Source organism: Mesorhizobium sp. P2_E7, assembly GCF_056403855.1.
Genome location: NZ_JBFUER010000002.1, coordinates 414,422 through 434,540, shown reverse-complemented (window position 1 = coordinate 434,540; position 20,119 = coordinate 414,422). Strand labels below are relative to the sequence as shown.

General features: G+C 60.0%; 9 protein-coding genes. 5 read left to right on the top strand and 4 right to left on the bottom strand.

The window, feature by feature from the left end:
• Positions 1-107 precede the first annotated feature (107 nt).
• The 4 genes from AC1DYC_RS19045 to AC1DYC_RS19030 all read right to left on the bottom strand — a co-directional run bounded on the left by AC1DYC_RS19045 (position 108) and on the right by AC1DYC_RS19030 (position 8,957).
• The gene (locus AC1DYC_RS19045) at positions 108-2,699 is read right to left on the bottom strand and encodes a UvrD-helicase domain-containing protein (RefSeq protein WP_477408936.1); all 2,592 of its coding nucleotides are present in this window, start codon (positions 2,697-2,699) and stop codon (positions 108-110) included.
• 551 nt (positions 2,700-3,250) lie between these two features.
• On the bottom strand, positions 3,251-3,997 hold the full coding sequence (locus tag AC1DYC_RS19040; protein WP_477408934.1) for a hypothetical protein: 747 nt from the start codon (positions 3,995-3,997) through the stop codon (positions 3,251-3,253).
• Positions 3,998-4,335: 338 nt separating this feature from the next.
• Positions 4,336-5,325: a hypothetical protein gene (locus AC1DYC_RS19035; RefSeq protein WP_477408933.1), complete on the bottom strand. Its 990-nt coding sequence runs from the start codon at positions 5,323-5,325 to the stop codon at positions 4,336-4,338.
• A gap of 701 nt (positions 5,326-6,026) precedes the next feature.
• Positions 6,027-8,957 carry a DEAD/DEAH box helicase gene (locus AC1DYC_RS19030; protein ID WP_477408931.1) on the bottom strand — a complete coding sequence of 977 codons (2,931 nt, stop codon included), beginning with the start codon at positions 8,955-8,957 and terminating at the stop codon, positions 6,027-6,029.
• 381 nt (positions 8,958-9,338) lie between these two features.
• Between AC1DYC_RS19030 and AC1DYC_RS19025 the strand changes: the two genes are divergently transcribed.
• From AC1DYC_RS19025 to AC1DYC_RS19005, 5 genes are all read left to right on the top strand, one after another.
• Positions 9,339-10,982 (top strand): MBL fold metallo-hydrolase, encoded by a 1,644-nt coding sequence (locus AC1DYC_RS19025; RefSeq protein ID WP_477408929.1) that lies wholly within the window; start codon positions 9,339-9,341, stop codon positions 10,980-10,982.
• 308 nt (positions 10,983-11,290) lie between these two features.
• Positions 11,291-14,458 (top strand): DISARM system SNF2-like helicase DrmD, encoded by a 3,168-nt coding sequence (gene drmD, locus AC1DYC_RS19020; protein WP_477408927.1) that lies wholly within the window; start codon positions 11,291-11,293, stop codon positions 14,456-14,458.
• 2 nt (positions 14,459-14,460) lie between these two features.
• Positions 14,461-18,387 carry an Eco57I restriction-modification methylase domain-containing protein gene (locus AC1DYC_RS19015; RefSeq protein ID WP_477408925.1) on the top strand — a complete coding sequence of 1,309 codons (3,927 nt, stop codon included), beginning with the start codon at positions 14,461-14,463 and terminating at the stop codon, positions 18,385-18,387.
• Complete coding sequence (locus AC1DYC_RS19010) at positions 18,384-19,268, top strand: hypothetical protein (RefSeq protein WP_477408923.1); 885 nt, start codon at positions 18,384-18,386, stop codon at positions 19,266-19,268. The genes AC1DYC_RS19015 and AC1DYC_RS19010 overlap by 4 nt, the downstream gene beginning before the upstream one ends.
• The gene (locus tag AC1DYC_RS19005; protein ID WP_477408921.1) at positions 19,265-20,071 is read left to right on the top strand and encodes a hypothetical protein; all 807 of its coding nucleotides are present in this window, start codon (positions 19,265-19,267) and stop codon (positions 20,069-20,071) included. The genes AC1DYC_RS19010 and AC1DYC_RS19005 overlap by 4 nt, the downstream gene beginning before the upstream one ends.
• Positions 20,072-20,119 lie beyond the last annotated feature (48 nt).

Genomic DNA, 20,119 nt, shown 5'->3' with positions numbered 1-20,119 from the left:
TCCAAACCCGAATACTGACCACGCGCGATAAGCGAGAAGGCATGGACGCTCCATTTCATGTTCCCCGGGGTTGAGCGTCGCGGGAGAAAAGGCCTTCAGACTTACGCTCAAGGCAGGAGGCTTCCGAGTTGTCGGAGTTCGGCTGCCACATTCGGGCCAAACTGCAAATCATGAAGCCGGCTTTCATTCAGATCCGTAATCAGTGATCGCATGTTTTGCCATCTCAACCGTCGAACGCCGCCTGCGGCACGCAAGCCACGACCATCTACAAGGTCGATAAGTTTGTCCTGCGCCTCTGGCGATAGTCCCAACCCCTTGGCCGTATAAATGAACTGCAGCCCCGTTAGCTTTCCGACATCATCAATTTCTTTGTCCGGCTCTATCTCGGGAAGAAGTTCAGGGACGCCTTGCAAGAGACTCGAATCCAAAATCTCGAACTCGCTCCAGAGAGCTGTTCCAATAGTGTCCCTCACTTCCGCGATCCATGGACTCGCCTCGCCATTGAACGACAGGATCAGCTCCCGTCTTGCGCGTGTCATGGCGACGTAGAGTTTGCAGGAAGCACGATAGGCTTCCTCTTCCGGAACATCATGCGGCGGGAGGATGCCCCTTCTGCAGTTCAGAATGATGAGCGAATCGAACTCGTAGCCCTTGGTCTGCTCAAGATCACAAAACACCAGACGATCAGAACTAGGGTCATAGGCACCATCGAGCGAAGTGACATTGCACTTCTCGGCAAAGCCCTTGACGTCTCGACTCGATAGTCCCGCAAATGCAATGCAAACTGTTTTGGCATAGTTCTGCAGAGCAGTGGCGGCATATGCACGCGCATACGCGACCTCGTGCTCCAGCGTATCTGCCGCGAGAGCCATTGGCACGGGGCCGCTGAAATTTGCGAACTGAGGGTCAAGTATCTCTAGGTCGTCGCTGTCCAGCATTTCATCGTTAAGATTATTGCTCAGCACCTCATAAGCCGCTTTCAGAATTTCCCGGCTGTTTCGATAATTCTTTTTAATTCGCTCGCGCGTGATACCGACAAGGCCCAAGTCCGGAAGGGAACGATGCTTCGGCAGTATGGTTTGTGCGATATCGCCGCAAAGAAAGATATCGTTCGGCCCTTTTTCGACGAGCTTTCTGATAATCTGAAGCTCGGTACTACCGAAATCCTGGGCCTCGTCGACAAGGACATTCGTATAACGCGGCTGTACGGCATCCAGATGCCTCGCAAGAGCCGAGGTAAGGCCCAGATAGTCGACGACACCGACATCGCGCATCTTCTGCTCCCACCCGTCCAGACCCTTAAGGATATCCGAACGACGATCAGCCGCGATCGGGAACTTGCGTCCCTTTCGTTCGAGACCGAGGTATGACGAGCGAGAATGCGGCGTGACGGCGCTACGAATCCAGTCAAACTCGTCACGAAGATAGGCCTCACCGCCAACGCCCCGAGCGGTCATCGACTTGTGCAAGGGCAGAAGCACCTTCGCAGAATCATTGTTCAGCCATTGGCGATAGTATTCGCGGAAAACCAGATCGACATGTTCATTGGATTTCCAGGTCACATCCACATAATGACGATCATTGTCCGGCTCGAATTGATGGAGAAGACGCTGGGCGAGTTCGAAGAATGACGTGACCTCAATACGGCCCCGGGCGGCGTCATTGCTGCAGGCAGCGTCAACAAGCTGGCGCAGGAGACCGGCCAAGCTACGGTTAAGCGTAAGAAGAAGCACTTTCGAATCCGCCGCCTCCGCCAGACGGAGTGCACGGCGAACGGCGACACAGGTCTTTCCCGACCCTGAAACTCCGGAGAGCTGAGAGACGCCGGCATAGTCGGCCATTACGACATTCTCCTGCTCGGGATGGAGGTACAAGAACCATTCGTGCCAACTGGAGCGCTTCTCGAAGGATGCTAGCCAAGCCTCATATTCTGGCGATCCAATGCGCAGACGGCGAATATCCTCGCCGTCGGCCACCTCGAGCATCTCGGCTTCGTCGACATCGTCCAGCAGCCCGATGCGACCCATACTCAGATCGACATGAGCCTGTGCACCCTCATAATTGCCAGAAAGCAGCAGATTGAAAACGGCATGAACGAGTTCTGCTTTTCCTGCATCTGGAATCCCGGCGACCACTCCATCAAGATCGCTGGTGCTTGAACGTGCATCCAGTGCCTCGAGCTTCCTCGCCACACTGCGCGGGAGCCCGTCCAGTACGTGGTCCATAGCGTCGGCGTCCAGTCGCTCGACAAGGGGCTTGTCGTGATGGTCGGCGCGAAATGAGTTGGCGTGAACCACTTGCTGGCCTGAACCAGGCACAAGAACAGCCCTGAGGTCCCTGACAGCAGGCTTCATCCCCTTCTGCCCGTCCAGCCATTTGTCGGCGTCTTCATGATCTCCGACAAACAGGAAAAGGCACGTCTTGTCCGTTTGCTGGGTGATCAGGCGCCAGCCATCGCCAAGATCGTACTTAACGGCATTCTGGACGCGGGTTTCACCATGATTGGTAAGTGGAACGCCAACAAAAGGATTTGGGTCGCGCAGGCTGCCGAGGATCGTTTTGACCTTGATGGCCTTCTTCTGTTGCTGTCCACCTCCCAGAAAGGCTCTGCTCAGTGACCTGTCAAATTCCTTCGTAGTGAAATAGGCGACTTGCGCGATGACGCCGTTAGGGTCGTCGATGCCCGATTGAATATTCACGTTTCCCCCCAGATCTGGCCGCCAGTTCTGCTGTCGAGACTTATCCTCAACTACATACAAGGTACAACAGAATAGAGAGCCGACTTCACGTCATCTGCTGGTTCAGCATGTCTCATCCGGGGCTCGTGGCCTGGCCCGCAGCCAGTCCTTTACCTCGAAGAGCCGGTCCTGTCCCCGCGCGTCGCTGCCATCACTGGTGTAGAGCGCCTTCGCTTCGGGCTCATCAAGCGGTCGGCCGGGCGGCGCTGACGCGGTCACGGATTGCTGGAATAGAGGGCCGCACTCCCTTTCTCCCCACAAATCAATCAAGGTCGTACAAAGCGGAAGTGCGAAATAGGACCAAGCCATTTTGGTGCTAGAGAAAAGATCGTGGCCCTGAGACCGGTTCAATATTGCGGCCGTACGTAGCATCAGCATAGCGCCGCCGTCGGCGGGATGCGGACCGAGAACCCCGACGAAGGGCGCCGTTTCAGATGTTCCTTAGCTCGACCGGAAGGCGACCTGAGGCATTCGCCCAATGGGCCTATCGCCCGCAGCGCGATGAAACCACGTCATGCCTGAGGGGGGCGACGCCCCGTTTGGATAGCGATGCGCCAACCACGATTGATATAGCCCTTGCTCTCCCTGGGTCGGCGCTTAACAGCCACTGGCTCGCGTGCGAAGTCGATTTCAATCAGGCCTGGGCTAAACTCCCTTACAGGCGCCCCGTGTTGTGCCGCTGCAAAGCGAGCCAACAGGTCATCGCGAGTCAAAAGGTGCTCCCCGCCGGCAATTGCCGTCGCAAGGATCATCATGTCGTTCACCGAGTTGCGGAAGTTGGATTTGACGTTGTGACGCTGGACAAAATTCCACAACAGGTCAATCCCCATCTCAGCTGTCTGAGAAACCAACGGTACGCATTCTTCGACGTGCTCGCATAGGAACACGAAGCGCGGCCGGAGCTTTTTCTGCAGGGATTTGTCGAGAGAAGAAACGAGATGGTTGAATGCAGGGCTGTTGCGGTCGTTGATGATCGCTGCCGTGGCTCGGCTGTTGAATTCGACAAGCGTTGGGTAGTCGCTTCCGAAGTCGAATACCAAACGTTCTAAACCACCGCTCTTCCATTGCGCTGGCGCTTCCGATGGCACGCCGAGATGCCGGCCGGAACGATACTTGATGTAATAGCGAAAGCTCGTCGGCGAACTGGGCTCGTACAGCTCCAGGAACTCGTGGGCGGCTACCGATGAAATCCGCGCGCCAGCGAGGCCAACTTCTTGGCCTTTGTAGGCGTAGGAAAGAACCTGCGTGTCGACCATCATGCCTGTTGCGCGCCTCGTTTGTCCGTCATCTGGTCTCCCGCTGATTGCAGGTTGTGAGGCCTCGCCCGCCTGCTCTCCGCCTCTGTCCTGCGTTGATAGGCAACTGGATCAAAGTGGGCAACGAACTTGGCAGCAGGCGTTAGGCCTCAGCACAGGTATTCAGTGTATCCTGGTGACAGGACTTGGCTTCCATGCGGCTTTCAGATGCAAACAGATAGAAGAGCGTTCGTCACAGTTGGCCAACGCATTCTTGTCGGCGCGATGCGTCAGCGTGCCGGACCCAGGTGGAACCTCCTGGCTTTTCGATCACCTCAAGCTACCTCACAGCCCCTTCAGTTCTAACTGTATTTCGACTTATACCGCTCCTCGGGACCCAGCCAGCTTTCAAGGTAATCCAGGGGATCCATTGTGCCGAGCATTGCTCTCGCCAGAGCGAGACGCTCCATTAGTTGGGCACGTCGTCCGCTATCCACGTGTTCTATGCGCCGCTCCGCATCCTGGAAGAAGCGTTCAACCGACATCGCGGACGCCCACCTGTCCATAATGTCTGAAAGTTGCTTCTGGCTCTCTGATCTCGCCTGCTCCACCCGCCGTTGATCTTCCTCACGAAGGTAGCGTTCGTGGGCTTCTTCCCATTCCCTTTGTCGCTGCGCTGCAGCCTCCTCAGCGGCGGTCATCAAAGCCTGAAGCTCATCCTTGGAGCTTTCCAACTTCCGGACAATTGCCGGGATCATCGCGCTGATCGAACTCTTGGCAGTCTCTTGCCAGCTCTCAACCCAATCGACACCATTAAGGGGAGAATAGGCAACCAAACGAAAGCGCCCGCAAGGAAGGTCCTGCTCGGTCGTCCATGTGTTAGCGAGTTGCCACGATCTGGCCGACTTTAACATCTTGCTATCCTCGCGGACGTACTTTCCACCGATATAGCGCATGGCGGTTCGTTCGGTCATCTCGGTAAGCGCAAGGCCGATGGGCACAGATTCAATGTAGGTGATGGTCGGTCGATGTGGCGACCAGATACTCCCGGTAGAGTAGCGCCCGTACTTCCTGTCTTTCCCAGGCGCTTCACGCTCTTCTATGTGGACACGACCCATCCTCTGATCGGGTGGCGCGAACAGAACGCGATGTCCCTTTCTATCAAAGGCAGTGTAGACCTCGTTTGCAAGATCGAGCGCTCGAACTAAGCATGCTTCCGAGGCAACAACGTCGGGCAGAAGGTACTTGTAAGGCCTTAGGAACTCGCCCTCTTCGACCTTGCGCGATTTCCGGAAGTGCCCCTCCACGCCGGTCAGCATGGGGTGACGACCCGATCGGATGGTCTTGGTCATGAGCGCGCCACCTGGCTTTCGCCTGAGGCGATTTTTGACAGGCACTGCGATGGGCTTGTCCTTCGACCAATTCAGTTGATCTCCAGGAAGCGCAGGGGGCAGGTCGGGACGAGGGTTAGCCTTCCCAACCGCCTTTTTCTGCCAATATCCTACAGGTGGACGGGGTACATTGAGTGCTTCACAAACACGTGCAAGGTAGGAGCCTGACACTCCGAACTTTTCAGCCAGATGGTTGATCGGTGTTGCCCAGACCTGCTCGTACAGGTCTTCTCGCGAAATCTCGAGAGCCTTTGGGCTTGGGGCTCTGGGGGCCTCGTCGTTAGTTGTCATTGGGAATCCTGCTGTCATCCAGCCACAGCGACGAGTGATCCGCGGTTCACGGTCGACCCGCGACATCACGAAATAACTGTCGCCGCCGCAGACCGTCCAGAGGCAAATTCGACGCATCTAGGTGCCCCGTTTGCGTCAGTTCGCGGAGCGGCCTCCAAGGGCGGCAATGAACAATGACCGCTTACAGGAAATGGAGCGTCGTCAGCGCAATGGCCGCGTTGAGGCGCGTTCCGGACAGGCAGCTGTGGGCCGAAAGCCGATGGTCTGCTTTCGGGACGGCTATGTCGAGAAGCTACCTGAATTAGGTTTCCCGCGCAGAATAGGATGGCATGCAACGAGGGTCTTGCGCCTGCGCAGCACCGCTTGGCGTCTCACGCGCTTGTCAACCACTGGGCCTTGGCGGCGCCACCACGCTGCGCATAATCCAACCCGTACACCATGAGGTCGGCAAGGTGGGCATCCACTATTGCCCTCGAAATACCAGGTTGTACGCCGAAAATCTCAAATGCCAGTCCGGTAGGAGGGGCGTCCTGGAAAACCTGTCTCATCGTATTGAAGTCGCCGCGCACAAAGCGCGATGGGTGGCGGTGACGACCAGCATCTATCCGATGTTCGATGTGTTGGGTGAGAACGGCTGCGTCACAATAGGCGATCGACTTCAACATCTGGCCCGAGACCTCGTACACATCGCCCACGCGTCCTCCAGATGGAGCGCCTCCCGCGCCTTTGCAGTGATAGAGCCGGACAATCACCGTGCCGTCTGCATTCCGCACAATCGCAACATAGTCGGCCGCCTCGCCGCTCCGATGGTCATACAACAAGGCAACGAGGCCGGGGGTGGCTACCAGGTGCCGTTCCAACCATTCGTGGACAGTCAGCTGTCCGTCATCCCGCAGAGGCCCAAATTCGTTCCCGATTGCACAATTGTCCCAGGCGAGGGCCTCCGCATCGCCGTCCCGCAGTTGGGCAACAACTGTAGCCGCCGCGCCGATCAGATTTACCCCGACGAACGATGATTTGTCCGCTGCATAAAAGACCGGTGGATGGAGCGATAGCCAGGTCGCCAGATCCATCCATTCATCAGATCCTGAGAAAATCTCGATCTCCTGGGCGCCCACCTTCGCGAATAGGGCACCGCCACCGAGATTGAAACGAAATCGCTCATTGATTGCCTCGGAGACGAGATCGAAGGTCATCGACGTTCGGGCCACGTTGATTTGAAAATCGACGAACTCAAAGTCGGTAACAACACCATAAGACCAAGGCGCTCCAGCACCGGTGCGCCAGCGCACGCGCGGCGCCAGACGGTAAGCTTGTTTGTGCCAGCCCGCAGCGATGACGTGCTCCGGTAGCCGTTCGAGGGTCCGTGCGTGCTGCACAATATCGAGATGAGATGCTTCGATACCGTCCCCGCCGCCGATACGTCCGTTCAGGTCGGTGATCCACTCGAGATACTCCGCCACGGTCAAACGCTGATTTGACCAAATGCGAGAACTGCTGCTGGCGCCGATCGTCTCCCGCACGTCGTCTCCGCCGACCCCGCTACCGAAGAAATGTCCTTGCGCGTAAGCACGCCCGTCACCTGTGGTCAACGCGCGTTCCGCCGCTGGACCGGTCATCACGCGGTAAGACTCCGCTTGCGAGTTCAGAGCCGTGTTCTTGAGCCCCACATTGTAGAAGCGCAGACCAGTGAGGCCGCTCAGGGCGCGGCGAGTGTGCTCATAGCTGATCGGACGATGTTGATCCCGCAGAATCGTCTGCATCAGCTCCAGATAGATTCGAGGAGTCCTACGTGTGGATCCGATAAAGCAGAGACCAGACGCCTGATTATACGCCAGCAAAAACGCGTCGTGACGCACATTCACCAAAACATCCGAGGTTGCCCAGTTGGGCGGCGACGTGTCGACAGTGAGTAGAAGGGTCACCAAACCGTCTACTGATGTCCATTGCTTCGCCACCCGAAGGTCGCGGCCGACTACTTCGCCAAAAAGCGAGAAATCCGGACGAGCCTGGCATGCGAAGATCTGCGTGTGCGCATAAAGCTCCAGCAGGAGCGGTGTTACGGAGTCATAGTCGGAATCCGCTTGCCGGCTGATTCTCAGGAGATTGAGAACGTCCCGATCTGCTTCCACCTCAGCAATCTGCTCACGAGCCACGTCATCGATCATTTCGGCGATGTCGACGCCCTCTTTAAAAAGACGGACCGATGCGTCCTTCAACCTCGCAAGAGGAGCGACGAGCGTGGCGTCGCCGGTGCGTGCATCGTTTGTTCGCGCGAAGCGTCCGATGAATTGCAGCGTGGGCACCAGCGATCGGTGCGGCGCGTGGAGGGCTGCGATCTTGAGTTTGGGAAAATCATATCCTTCGCCGAACATGTCGACGCAAACGACGCCATCGATCTCGCCCGCAATGAGTTCCGCCTCGGCTTTGTCTTGGGTACGCTTTGAAGCGTAGCTGTCGATTGTGCATACCCGCGCGCCCGCCCTTTCGTAGACGCCAACTAGTTGTCGTGCGGCGGCGATGCTTGCCGCCCGCGCGAAGATACGATGATCGAAGCCAGCCGCCTGATCCGCTCGAAGCTTTGCTACCGCCGTTTGCGCGACCGATCGGTCGATTTCCTCGTCATCATTGGCGTTGCGCACCTGTGCGGCGGTGAACGTGACCCGCCCGAACGCCGACTCCTTTGAGGCTTTAGAGACCGGATACCAGTACGCCATGCGACCCGGAATTATCTTGCGGTCGCGACGAAAGGGCGTGGCCGTCAGAAAGACAAACCGTGCACCAGAATAGTGCGTCAAGAAGGCGACCCAGGTGTCGGCGGGCGCGTGATGAGCCTCATCGAAGATGATCAGATCAAACAGATCTGGAGCCGCGCCGGGGGCGATGACCGGTGAAATGCTTTGTGGCGTCGAGATAATGACGTCCTGTGCAGCCAACGCACCCCAGGCGGCGGCGTCCGCCGGCGCACCTTTCTGACCGGTCACTGCGGGATTGGGGCCGTCAGCACGGATGACGCCCAGACGGCGCAGAACGGAAAGGTCATTGAAGTGGCTGGTCGTTTGAGCTCTTAGAGCGTTGGTGGGCTCCACGACTAGAACGCGACGCGCTCGCAGCAAAAATGGTAGCGCCATCAAGAGCGCGGTTTTTCCGTAGCCCGTTGGCAGGGATAGGATTGCCGGTTCGTCATAGACTGAAAAATGAGCTAGCACGGAATGAAGCGCGCCCAGTTGGCCGGGACGAAAACCGGTATTGGGAGCACCGACCAGTCTAAGGGAAATGTCGTTTTCGGTGAAATAGGTCATGGGGCCTCCCCGGTTATTTTCCGCCGCGATTCCGGCCTAGTTTAACAAGGTATCATATACAATTGGCCAATCTATAAAGTGGCAAGCAGTGTCTGCCGTTGTGCTTTCGCGTTCTCATCCGCGATCCCAAGATCAGTTGTGCAACAATGAATCGGTGGCTGCGTCCATGTTTCGAAGGGTTTCAACTTGACGAGGTCGCACAACCCAAGCATTTCTCCAATGACGATGTCTGCTTTCAACGGCAGTGAAATTGGTGACTTCCGAAATGAGGTGAACCGCTGGTGCCGCACCGGCCGTAGCGGATGTCCCACACGACCAAGTGGTCAGCCAACCTGACCCAGGTCAGGATCGCTATATTGCACCGAGACCAGGGGATCTGCTTTGGGCGAGTGGAATTATCTACCTAAACGTCCTGCGGGAATCCAACTCGAACGTTGGAAGCGGATGTGCTCGCATGCGCGTGATCTTCTTGAGTTTGAACGCGCACAAATCGTGGATCCGCACGGCTCTGATGCCGCTCGACTACGTGGGACCATTTCTGCCGACAGCGGCATTGCCAGATGGCGTCAATTTCCGATCGCGCAGCAGGCTGTGTCTGATCTAGCCGAGGATCGGCAGCGGCGCGAACGCTGGGTCCTCGAAAATCCTGATCAGTTCCTTAATTACCTAGATGCCGCAACCCGCAACCGATCGACGCGACTCAATCGGGACGATCGAGAAGCCTGGAGGCGCTTGGTAAACGGCATACTCCTTGGTCATCAACGGATACAGTTCGCCGCCGGTCAAGGCGGCTTTCACGCAGGGGGGTTGACTCGCTTGGCCGCGAATTCTGCTCTAGTCCATGCTTGGATGGAACAACAGGAGTTGGGGAAATGCGACTTTTTATACATCTATGACTGCGGGTCTCATCCCCGCAAGAATGTTGAAGCCGAAATATCATATCTCCTCCGACAGAGCGGCAGTCGTCGACTCGACTTCCTGTTCCTTTCCCATTTTGACGCCGATCATGTGTCGGGTGTTCCGGCGTTGATCGGAGACGGTAAACTCGGGGTCGATACAGTTGTCATCCCTTATGTAGACGATCTTGAGAAGGTGATCGCTGTTGCGCACGCAGCGACTCGCGCGGACCACGTCAATGGTTTCTTCGTGGAACTCGTCGTCGACACCGTCGGAACGCTCAAGGACCTCGGCGCACGTCGAATTCTTCTGATGGACAATGGCGACGGTCCGACGCCTGATGCACCACTTACAGACCCGATCAGCGGTGGTCCGGACGACCTGCCATGGAAACTTGGGTCCGCTGGCGAAGAACGGTCAGAGGTTCGAAGCGTCGGTCAGGACACTTTCTATGCTCGTGATGGAGCGATCGACATTGCAGGTGCCACTAGCGAGGGACTCCAACTTATCTGGCGTCTTCTTCCCTATGTGCAGCGAGCTGACGAAGACGCGAAAGGCATTTTTGCAGAGACCGTAGAAATCCTCTTAGGATGGGACGACGGAAGCTTTCGCAAGCGCATCGTTGATATGAACGAACGGCGAAGGCTAGTGACCGAGCACACCGATGTGCTCGGCGACGCGTATCGTTACGCTTTCGGCAACAAGAACGTGACAAGCATGTCGCTCTACTCTGGGCCTGCTGATCCTTCCCGGGTTGGCGCGACATTAGTACGGCCCAGCCTAAAACGCTGGCCTTTCGCGAAGATCGGTTGGCTGGGCACCGGCGACGCTCCCCTTCGGAATGCTGCCTTGGTCGCTGAGTTTGAAGCTCATTACGGCGACGTGTTAGACGCCGTCTCCACTTTCATGTTTCCGCATCATGGCTCCATCCACAACAGCAATCCCAAGCGACTCATTGGCGACGCCGATATCTATTTCGCCGCGGCGGAGCCCGTGCGGGGCGACTGGAAGCATCCTGCTCCGCAGCTGCGAAATGCCGTTGAGCACACGGGCAAGATTTTTCACCAGGTTGGCAGTGCGCGGAACTCAAGATTAGAGGAGGCAGCGGTCCTCTTTTTTGCCCGCTGAGCAGAGCTGGCAGGAAGCGCTCCACCTTGCTGCTAGGTTGGATTCAGTGTGAGATCCACCGCTTTCAGTTGCCTTCCGGAGCGACCGAGATGCGGCGCGAAGCTGCCGCCCTAGGCATGTCAGCCTTAGGCCGACAGCGGATGGGCGGCTTCTGGAACAAAGCAATAGCGGACTTTTCGGCTTGCCTCGAGATTTTCGTCCCGATTTAAGTAGCCATTCGAGATTACGCCTCTACTGAAGAGGTAGGTAGTACGAATTGCGGCCGGTGCCCTAGTTCGTCCTGCCTGATTGAAAAAGCAGGGGGGATCATGGCGCCATCACTTGGACAGTTCGTCCGCGTCCGCTCGCGCCGTTGGCTCGTTGAGAATGGACCGGAAGATCCGACATTCCCGGTGGTTCGCCTGGCCTGCATCGACGATGACGCCACAGGCGAGACGATCGAGGTCCTTTGGGATGCTGAACTCGACGGCGAAGTGTTGAGTGAGGAGAGTTGGGACCGCATCTCCAAGCAGGGAACTGATGATCCCTCAGTATTCTCGGCGTACCTCAAGACTCTGCGCTGGAACACTGCGACGTCATCAGACCGAGAGCTCTTCCAGGCGCCGTTCAGGGCCGGGATTCATCTCGATGCCTTTCAGCTCCTACCTCTGCGCAAAGCGCTTAAGCTGCCCCGTGTGAACCTGCTGATCGCTGATGATGTCGGCGCGGGAAAGACGATCGAAGCCGGCCTGGTCCTCCGGGAACTGCTTCTGCGACACCGCATCGACTTCGTTCTGGTCGCCGCACCTGCCGGCACGGTGCGTCAATGGCAAGACGAACTGGAGACCAAGTTCGGCCTGTCATTCACCATCGTCGACCGAGATCATCTGAACGTGCTACGGCGGGAGCGTGGATACGGTGCCGAGCCCTGGTCGTCCGGCTCGCGCTTCATACTCTCACACTCGCTGATGACGGACGAGACCTATGTCGCGGGCTTGCGCGATCTGCTCGGCGATTTCCGGCCGCGCTCGCTGCTGATCCTGGACGAGGCGCATCACGCAGCGCCTGCGAGCGGGATGAAGTACGCGATCGAGAGCCAGTTCACGCGCGTCGTGCGGGGTCTTGCCGATCGGTTCGAACATCGGCTGTTCCTTTCGGCGACGCCGCACAACGGTCATTCGAACTCCTTTTCCGCGCTTCTTGAGATACTAGACCCGCAGCGCTTCACCCGCGGCGTGCCGGTTCGGCCGAAGGATCTGGATCCGGTCATGGTTCGAAGGCTCAAGTCGGACCTGCGCCATTTCGGCGAGCGCTTCCCGCTCCGCAAGGTTGAGCCTATCCGGATTGCCGAACTGCCGCAGAGCGCGCCCGAACTCTTGCTTGCCTCGATGCTGCGCGCCTATGCGGACGCGGTGCGGGCGAAGGCGGAGGGATTGCCTCCCCGGCAGGCCGGATATGTGCGGCTGACGCTGGTCGGGCTGCAGCAGCGGCTCCTATCCTCCGTTGCTGCCTTCGCACGGACATTGGAGGTGCATCGCAAGGGACTGCTGCGCGCAACTGAGGTGGACACTACCAGCTACGCGGCAAGCGCGATCGGCATGGCCGCCGAGATGGAGGAGGAGCCGCAGGACGAGGCGGCGGCGGAATTGCTGCTCGATCAGGAGGAGAATGCGGCCGCCGAAGCGGCGGGAAGGGCCATCGCTTCTGTCTCCGACATCGCCATGGTCGACGAGATGCTGAAGGTGGCGCGCCGGCACGCGCAGGAGCCGGATGCGCGTGTAGTTAAGCTTGGCGCATGGATTCGCGAGAACATGGCGCCTGGGGGGCGCTGGAACGAGCGCCGCCTCATCCTCTTTACCGAATATGAGGACACCCGACGCTGGCTGGAGAAGCGGCTCCAGGAAGCGCTCGATGATCTTGCACCGGACGATCGGATCGCTTGCTTCACCGGTGCGACCTCGACGGACCGCCGCGAGGAATTGAAGCGCCGGTTCAATAGCGATCCGGCGGCAGACCCGCTGCGAATCCTGATCTGCACCGACGCCGCCCGCGAGGGTATCAACTTGCAGATGCGCTGCCATGACCTTGTCCACGTCGATCTGCCCTGGAATCCCGCGCGGCTCGAACAGCGCAACGGTCGGATCGACCGCAAGCTGCAGCCCTCTCCGGTCGTGTACTGCCGCTATTTCATCTACGAGCAGCGCGAGGAGGACGTTGTTCTGCAAGCGCTGGTTCGCAAGACGGAAAGGATCCAGGACGAGTTGGGATCCGCTGGCCAGGTCATCGCCGAGCGCATCAATCGGCGGCTCATGCAGGACGGCATCCGCGGCGCAAGCGGGCTCGCTCGTGAGATCGAAGGCGACGGCGAGACTCCCGACGAACAGACCAAGACGGCCGTCGAGGAGATGGATGATACGGTAGTCGCGCGTCGCGCCCGGCAGGCAAAGGAGCTCGACGACCTCCGGTCCGCCCTGGAGGACTCGCGTGCGCGGGTCGGCGTCGACCCCAACGACCTCAAGGCGGTGATGTCGGTTGCACTCACACGTACGGGCACCACGCTTGATGCGCACCGGGACGGCGCAGTCGGAGAGATCCCGACCTTCCGGCTCGATCCGTCGGAAGCAGCCTTCCAGACGGCAGGCTGGGGGGAGGCGCTGGACGACCTGCGAGTCCGCCGACGTAAGCGTGGCGAGACACTGAAGGACTGGCGTCGCGACGCGCCGGTTCGCTCCTTCAGCTTCAGGCCTGCAATCACTGAGGCAGGAGTCGATGCCGAAGGTGTGGTTCAGGTGCATCTGGAGCATCGGCTTGTCCGAAGGTTGCTCGCGCGCTTCCTGGCGCAGGGATTCGCGTCAGGCCTATCTCGGGCAAGCGTTGTTATCGGCCCCGGCGCCCAACCGCGCGTCGTGGTGATCGGCCGGCTGGCGCTCTATGGGCCAGGGGCGGCGCGCCTGCACGAGGAGATCATCCTGGTGACGGCGGCGTGGACGGAAGCCGGACGGGGCATGAAGCCGTTGAGGCCTTTCGGCCCGACGCGAGAGGCGGCGACGCTCGTCCAGCTCGAGGACGCCTTTCGGGCAGCTCGCGTTCCTGCACCACAGATCGTCGACCGCATACGCCAATACGCAGCGCAGGACGCCACCGACCTTGAGCCGGAGTTGCGCGCCCGTGCCGAAGAGGCCAAGGCCGAGGCGGCGAAGGATCTCGCCAGCATCGCTGAGGCGGAGGCGACCTCGCTGAAGCGCCTGCTGGAGGATCAGCGTGCGCGCATCGCCAAGGCTGACGCCGAGCCGGACGACAGGCAGATGAGCTTTCTGCCCGAGATCGTGGAGGAGGTGGAGCAGCGGCGGCGGGACCGGCGGCACTGGAAGGCGAAGCTCGATCGGCTGACGAGCGACATCGAGACCGGGCCCAAGCGCGTCCGCGAGTCCTACGGAGTGGTGGCAGATCGGCTGGAGACCATCGGTCTCGTCTATCTCTGGCCGGAGGGGAACTGAGCATGGCGGGATTCGATCCGAACGAGGAATGGCTCGGCCACGTCCAGCCGGTCGGCCTCGTCATCGCCCCGGTGGTGCTGAAGGCCTACGACCTCGTACCCGAGCAGCAGACACGCGCCGACACGGAGGCGGTGAAGCCGCATCTGTCGCAGACGGACAGCGGACCTGCGCTTCTCGATCCTTGGGCCTTCTTCGCCGACATACTCGGCTGGCGGCCGAGCCGCGTCGCAGGCAGTCCCGGCGGCGCGCCGATCGCGGACGAACTGGTACTTCGCATAGAGGAAAGCGACATCGAGATCGCGCCGCACTGGGCGGTCGCCGATCCCGAGGGCGGCTGGCAGATGCTCGTGCGGATCGAGGCGGCGGGCGTCGATCCGGACGGACGCGGCGCGCTGGAAGGCTGGGAGGCGACCCCGCATCAGCGGCTGGAGCGCTTGTGCAAGGATCGACAGGTCCGCACGGGAATCCTTGTGACCGACGGGGAGCTGCGCCTGATCCACGCCCCCCGCGGCGAGACTAGCGGCTGGCTCCGCTTCCCTCTGCGCTCGCTGGGCGAGGTCGGAGGCCGGCCGATGCTCGGCGGCCTGAAGCTGCTCCTCTCCTCCTTCCGGCTGCACAACGACGCGCCGGAACGGCGTCTTCCCGCACTGCTCCAGAAGAGCCGGGACGAGCAGGCCGAGGTGTCAACCAAGCTCGCCGCCCAGGTGCTCGGCGCGTTGCACGAGCTGATGCGCGGCCTGCACGATGCCGATCGCGCGCGAATGGAGCGGCTCGCCAGTGAGCGGCCGGAGCACGTCTATGACGGGCTGCTCACCGTACTGCTGCGCCTCGTCTTCCTGCTCTATGCCGAGGATCGCGAGCTCATTCCGTCGCGCACGGACGCCGAGGCGCAACGGCTCTACGAGCAGGGCTACGGCGTGCGGACGCTGCACGCGCGCCTGATGGAGGATCGTGCGCGGCACGAGCTGACCATGCACCTGCGCCGCGGCGCCTGGGCGCGGCTGCTCGCGCTGTTCCGCCTCGTGCATCGCGGCGACCGGTCCGGCGACTGGATCCGCGGGCGCGGCGGCAAGTTGTTCGACCCCGCCGCCTTTCCCTTCCTGCAGGGCCAGGACGACCCAAAGGATTCGCCGAAGCCCGCCGAGGTGTCGGACGAATGCCTGGCAAAGGTCCTCGACCGCCTGCTGGTGCTTTCCGGCGAGAAGCTCTCCTACCGCACGCTCGACGTGGAGCAGATCGGCAGCGTCTACGAGACCGTGATGGGCTTCACGGTGGAGACCAGGGATGGGCCCGCGCTCGCTATCCGTGCTGGCAAGAACGATAAGACGCCTGTCTTTGTGGATCTGAATAAACTGCTCGCGGCGAAGCCCAACGACCGCGCCAAGTTCCTGAAGGAAGCGGCCGACCGCAGCAAGGTGACGGACAAGGTCGGCAAGGCGCTGAAGGAGGCGGGCACGGTCGACGAGCTGGTCGCAGCGCTGACCCCCATCGTCGATGAGCGCGCCTCGCCCGGGGCCGCCGTCGCCGCTCCGGGCACCCCACTCCTGCAGCCGACTGACGAGCGGCGGCGGACGGGCAGCCACTACACGCCGCGCTCGCTCACCGCCCCCATCGTGCAGCACGCGCTGGAGCCCGCCTTCGAGCGCATCGGTGCGGACGCGACGGCGGAGGACGTGCTGTCGCTCAAGGTCTGCGACCCAGCTATGGGTTCGGGCGCCTTCCTGGTAGAGGCCTGCCGGGCGCTGGGCGACCGGCTGGTGCTGGCCTGGGCGCGCTGGCCGCAGACGCGCCCCGTCATCCCGCCGGACGAGGACGAGCCGCTGCATGCCCGACGGCTGGTGGCCCAGCGCTGCCTCTATGGCGTCGACCGGAACCCGCGCGCGGTCGACCTCGCCAAGTTGTCTCTGTGGCTCGCCACGCTCGCCCGCGACCACGAGTTCACCTTCCTTGACCATGCGCTGAAATACGGCGACAGCCTTGTAGGCCTGACAAAGGACCAGATCGCGGCGACGCACTGGGATACGACGAAGCAACCGACCTTCGTCGGAAAACTCGTGTCCGACCATTTGCAGGAAGCCGAACGGCTGCGTTTCGACATTCAGAAGCGGGCGGAATGGGCCAGCGCCGCCGAACTCGGCGCGCAGTTGCGCATCGTCGACGCGCGGCTCGATATGGCTAGGCTTGTCGGCGACGGAGTACTTGCCACGTTCTTCGCGGCAGGCAAGTCGAAACCCCGCGTCGCCGCGCTGGTCGACTTCCAGAAGATCGTACAGACCAATATCACGGCGCCGGACTGGTTCGACCGGATCGCGGCTCGCTCGCGCAGCCTTACCGCCGGCGAAGGCGCCCTGCGGCCGTTCCACTGGGCGGTGGAGTTCCCCGAGGTGTTCGATCCTCGGCCGCGCGACGGCAATCCCGGTTTCGACGCCATTGTCGGCAATCCGCCCTTCGCCGGCAAGAACACCATCATTGCCGGAAATCGCGACCACTATCTGTCCTGGCTGCAGACTCTGCATGAAGGCGCGCATGGCAATGCCGACCTGGTGGCGCACTTCTTCCTCCGCGCCTTCGGCTTGCTGCGGCAAGGCGGCGCGTTCGGACTCATCGCCACCAACACCATTGGCCAAGGCGACACGCGCGCTTCGGGGCTGACCAAGATCATCTCTGAGGGAGGCGCGATCTCGCGCGCCACGCGGCGGCTGAAATGGCCTGGCGAGGCGGCCGTGGTGGTTTCGGTCGTGCATATCGTGAAGGGTGCAGCGGTTGATCCAGTGCTTGATAAGCGGCGAGTGCGCCGCATCTCGGCCTATTTGGTCGAGGGCGATCTCGATACCTCGCCGGCCGCACTCGTGACGAATTCCGGCAAGGCGTTCGTCGGCTCATACGTGCTTGGCATGGGCTTCACCTTCGATGATGTCGCCGCCGCAAAGGGTGAGGCCGAAAGCCTCGACACGATGCGGGCGCTAATCGCTAAGGATCCGAGAAATGCGGAGCGGATCTTTCCTTACTTGGGCGGCGAGGAGATCAGCACTGAGCCAACTCAAGTTCATCACAGGTATGTAATAGATTTTGGTGATATTGAGTTGTCTGAGGCGCGTTCTGGTTGGCCGGAACTAATCTCGATTCTGGAAGCGCGCGTTATGCCGTTACGGGTCAAGGACAATAGGCCCGCCTACCGCAGGAATTGGTGGCGCTTTGCAGAACGTCGCAGCAATCTTTATACAGCACTATCCAGAGTCGATCGATTCCTCTTGCTGCCGAGAATGGCGACACATTTTTCAGTGTCGATGCGGAGCACGCCTTGCGTTCCTTCGGAGCAATTGATTGTTGTAGCAGTTGGAATTTCCGGGCTTTCCATTCTGCAGAGTCGAACACACGAACTTTGGGCAAGATTTTTCTCGTCCACAATGGGTGACGGGCTTCGCTACGCGCCGTCCGACTGCTTCCGTACCTTCCCATTCCCCGCCAGTTTCGAAACCGACGCCACCCTCGAAACCGCAGGCGAGGGCTATCGCGCGTTCCGCGCCGAATTGATGATCGCCCGCAATGAGGGCCTCACCAAGACCTACAACCGCTTTCACGCGCGCGGCGAGAACGGCGCCGACATCGCACACCTGCGTGCGCTCCATCACGAAATGGATATCGCTGTACTGCGTGCCTACGCCCAAGGCGCTTCGTCCGATATGGACGCGAAGGGATGGAACGATCTGGCCGATCGCGCCGCGCCAGAGTTCATCGAGCAGGAGGCAGACGAGGGTAAGACGCCCAAGACTCGCCTCGAATGGCCGTCCGAATTTAAGGACGAAATCCTCGCCCGGCTTCTGGCGCTAAACGCTAAACGCGCGAAGGCCGAGCGCGAGGCCGGACTGATCGCGGGGGATGAAGGGGAAGATGAGGAGACCGAGGAAGGGGACGGCGACGCAGCATGACCACTAGCTCATCGTATCTTGACCGAATTGAGCAGGTTGCTCCGCACCTTCTCACTTTGTCGGACACCCAGATCGACGCTCTGGTCGATGGCGGTGACGTGCTGTCGGATTCGCATTTCACGCCCGAAACGAAGGGCAAGTTTGGACAATTCTACGCACCGTTCGATTGGATGAATAAAGATGCCGACATTGTGCTTGTCGGTATTACACCGGGGAGAGCCCAAGCGAAGTCCGCATTGAAATCGCTGAGGGCCGCGCTTCGGCGTGGGCTGCCTGCTTCCGATGCGGCGAAAATTGCCAAACAGTCAGCCTCCTTCGAAGGAGATATGCGAGATATAGCGGCTCGTTTGATGAACCGTTTTATGTTCCACAAGATTTTCGGGTTGGGCAATTCTGCCGACCTTTTCGGCAAGTCTAGTCATCGAGCACATTACACCTCGTTGCTGCGATACCCCGTTCTTCATTGGCAGACGAAGTTCAAGAAGGGCGAGAAGCTCACAGGCTGGTTTGACTATAGCGGCGGTGAGAGCGCATTCTCAGTCGACATGCTGCGTCGTTCGATCGATCAGCATTTTACGCCTGAGATCGCGCTGTTCAAGGACGCCTGGCTGGTGCCGTTCGGGCCGGTTCCCGCTCTGGCCCTCGAGCGCATGGCTGCGAGCGGGTTGATTGATGTTGATCGTATACTGCTTGGCGTCAATCATCCCTCCGGCACGCAGTGGAATCGGCACAATTGCCAACTAAACACCTCTGACGACCATTCGGCCTGCGGCCGGAACGTCGGATGCGAAACAATTCGCAGACGAAGCGCTAATCTTGAGAAGGTTGTGGCAAAACACCTGTCAAGAGGAAGTCTAGAATTTAGTGGAGATAGGGAATGAGGAAGGCGGAGACGATCCGCAGCGGGAGACTCGGCAAGAAGGAGCTTCGCCTCGTCCGGATGAACGGGCGATTCTTCGGGCTCGCCGATGGCGTCCGCTGCGCCGAAGGGGAGAATGCCGACGATGTCTGGCGGCAGTTGCACGACGACGCAGGCAAGAGCGACCCGAAGTATTTCGGATTCAATGAGGCTCGAAAGCGCTTTCTAAAATTCTTCCCGAACGGCTTCCATTCCGCCGGATACGCGTCGCAGGAGCGCGACTACAAGCTTGCGGCGAAGGCGAAGCTCGACGACACCGCGCCACTCGAGAACGCGGTCAACGGGACAGGATTCGGCGAAGCAGTGCTTGCCGTGTTCCGCGCCACCAACATGCTTTCCCCGTTTGAAAAGACCCGTCTGCAGGACGTGCTGCGCGGCCCTCGTGCCGACGACTTCGTCCAGGCCGCAGCCCGCTTTACGCTCGACGGCAGCAAGTCCCATCTTCTCGCGATGGAACAGGCGCTGAAGCCGCACGACAACGCGAAATGGACCGTCGCGACCTACCTGCCATATCTCTGGCGGCCCGTCACGCACATGTTCCTGAAGCCCGAAGCCACCAAGGATTTCGCCACTCGTGTCGGACACCGCTTCGCCGATGACTACGAGGCACGGCTACACCTGCCGGTCTACGAGAGCCTGCTCGATCTCGTCGCCAGGACTGAGCTGGAATTAGCCGACATGCGTCCACGAGACCGGATCGACATCCAGAGTTTCATCTGGGTGGTGGGCGACTACAAGGAAGGGCGGGAAGCCGTCTATGAATAGGATTTGGGGAGCAGGTGTCGCCCGATGCCGACGACACCTGAGGGGGAA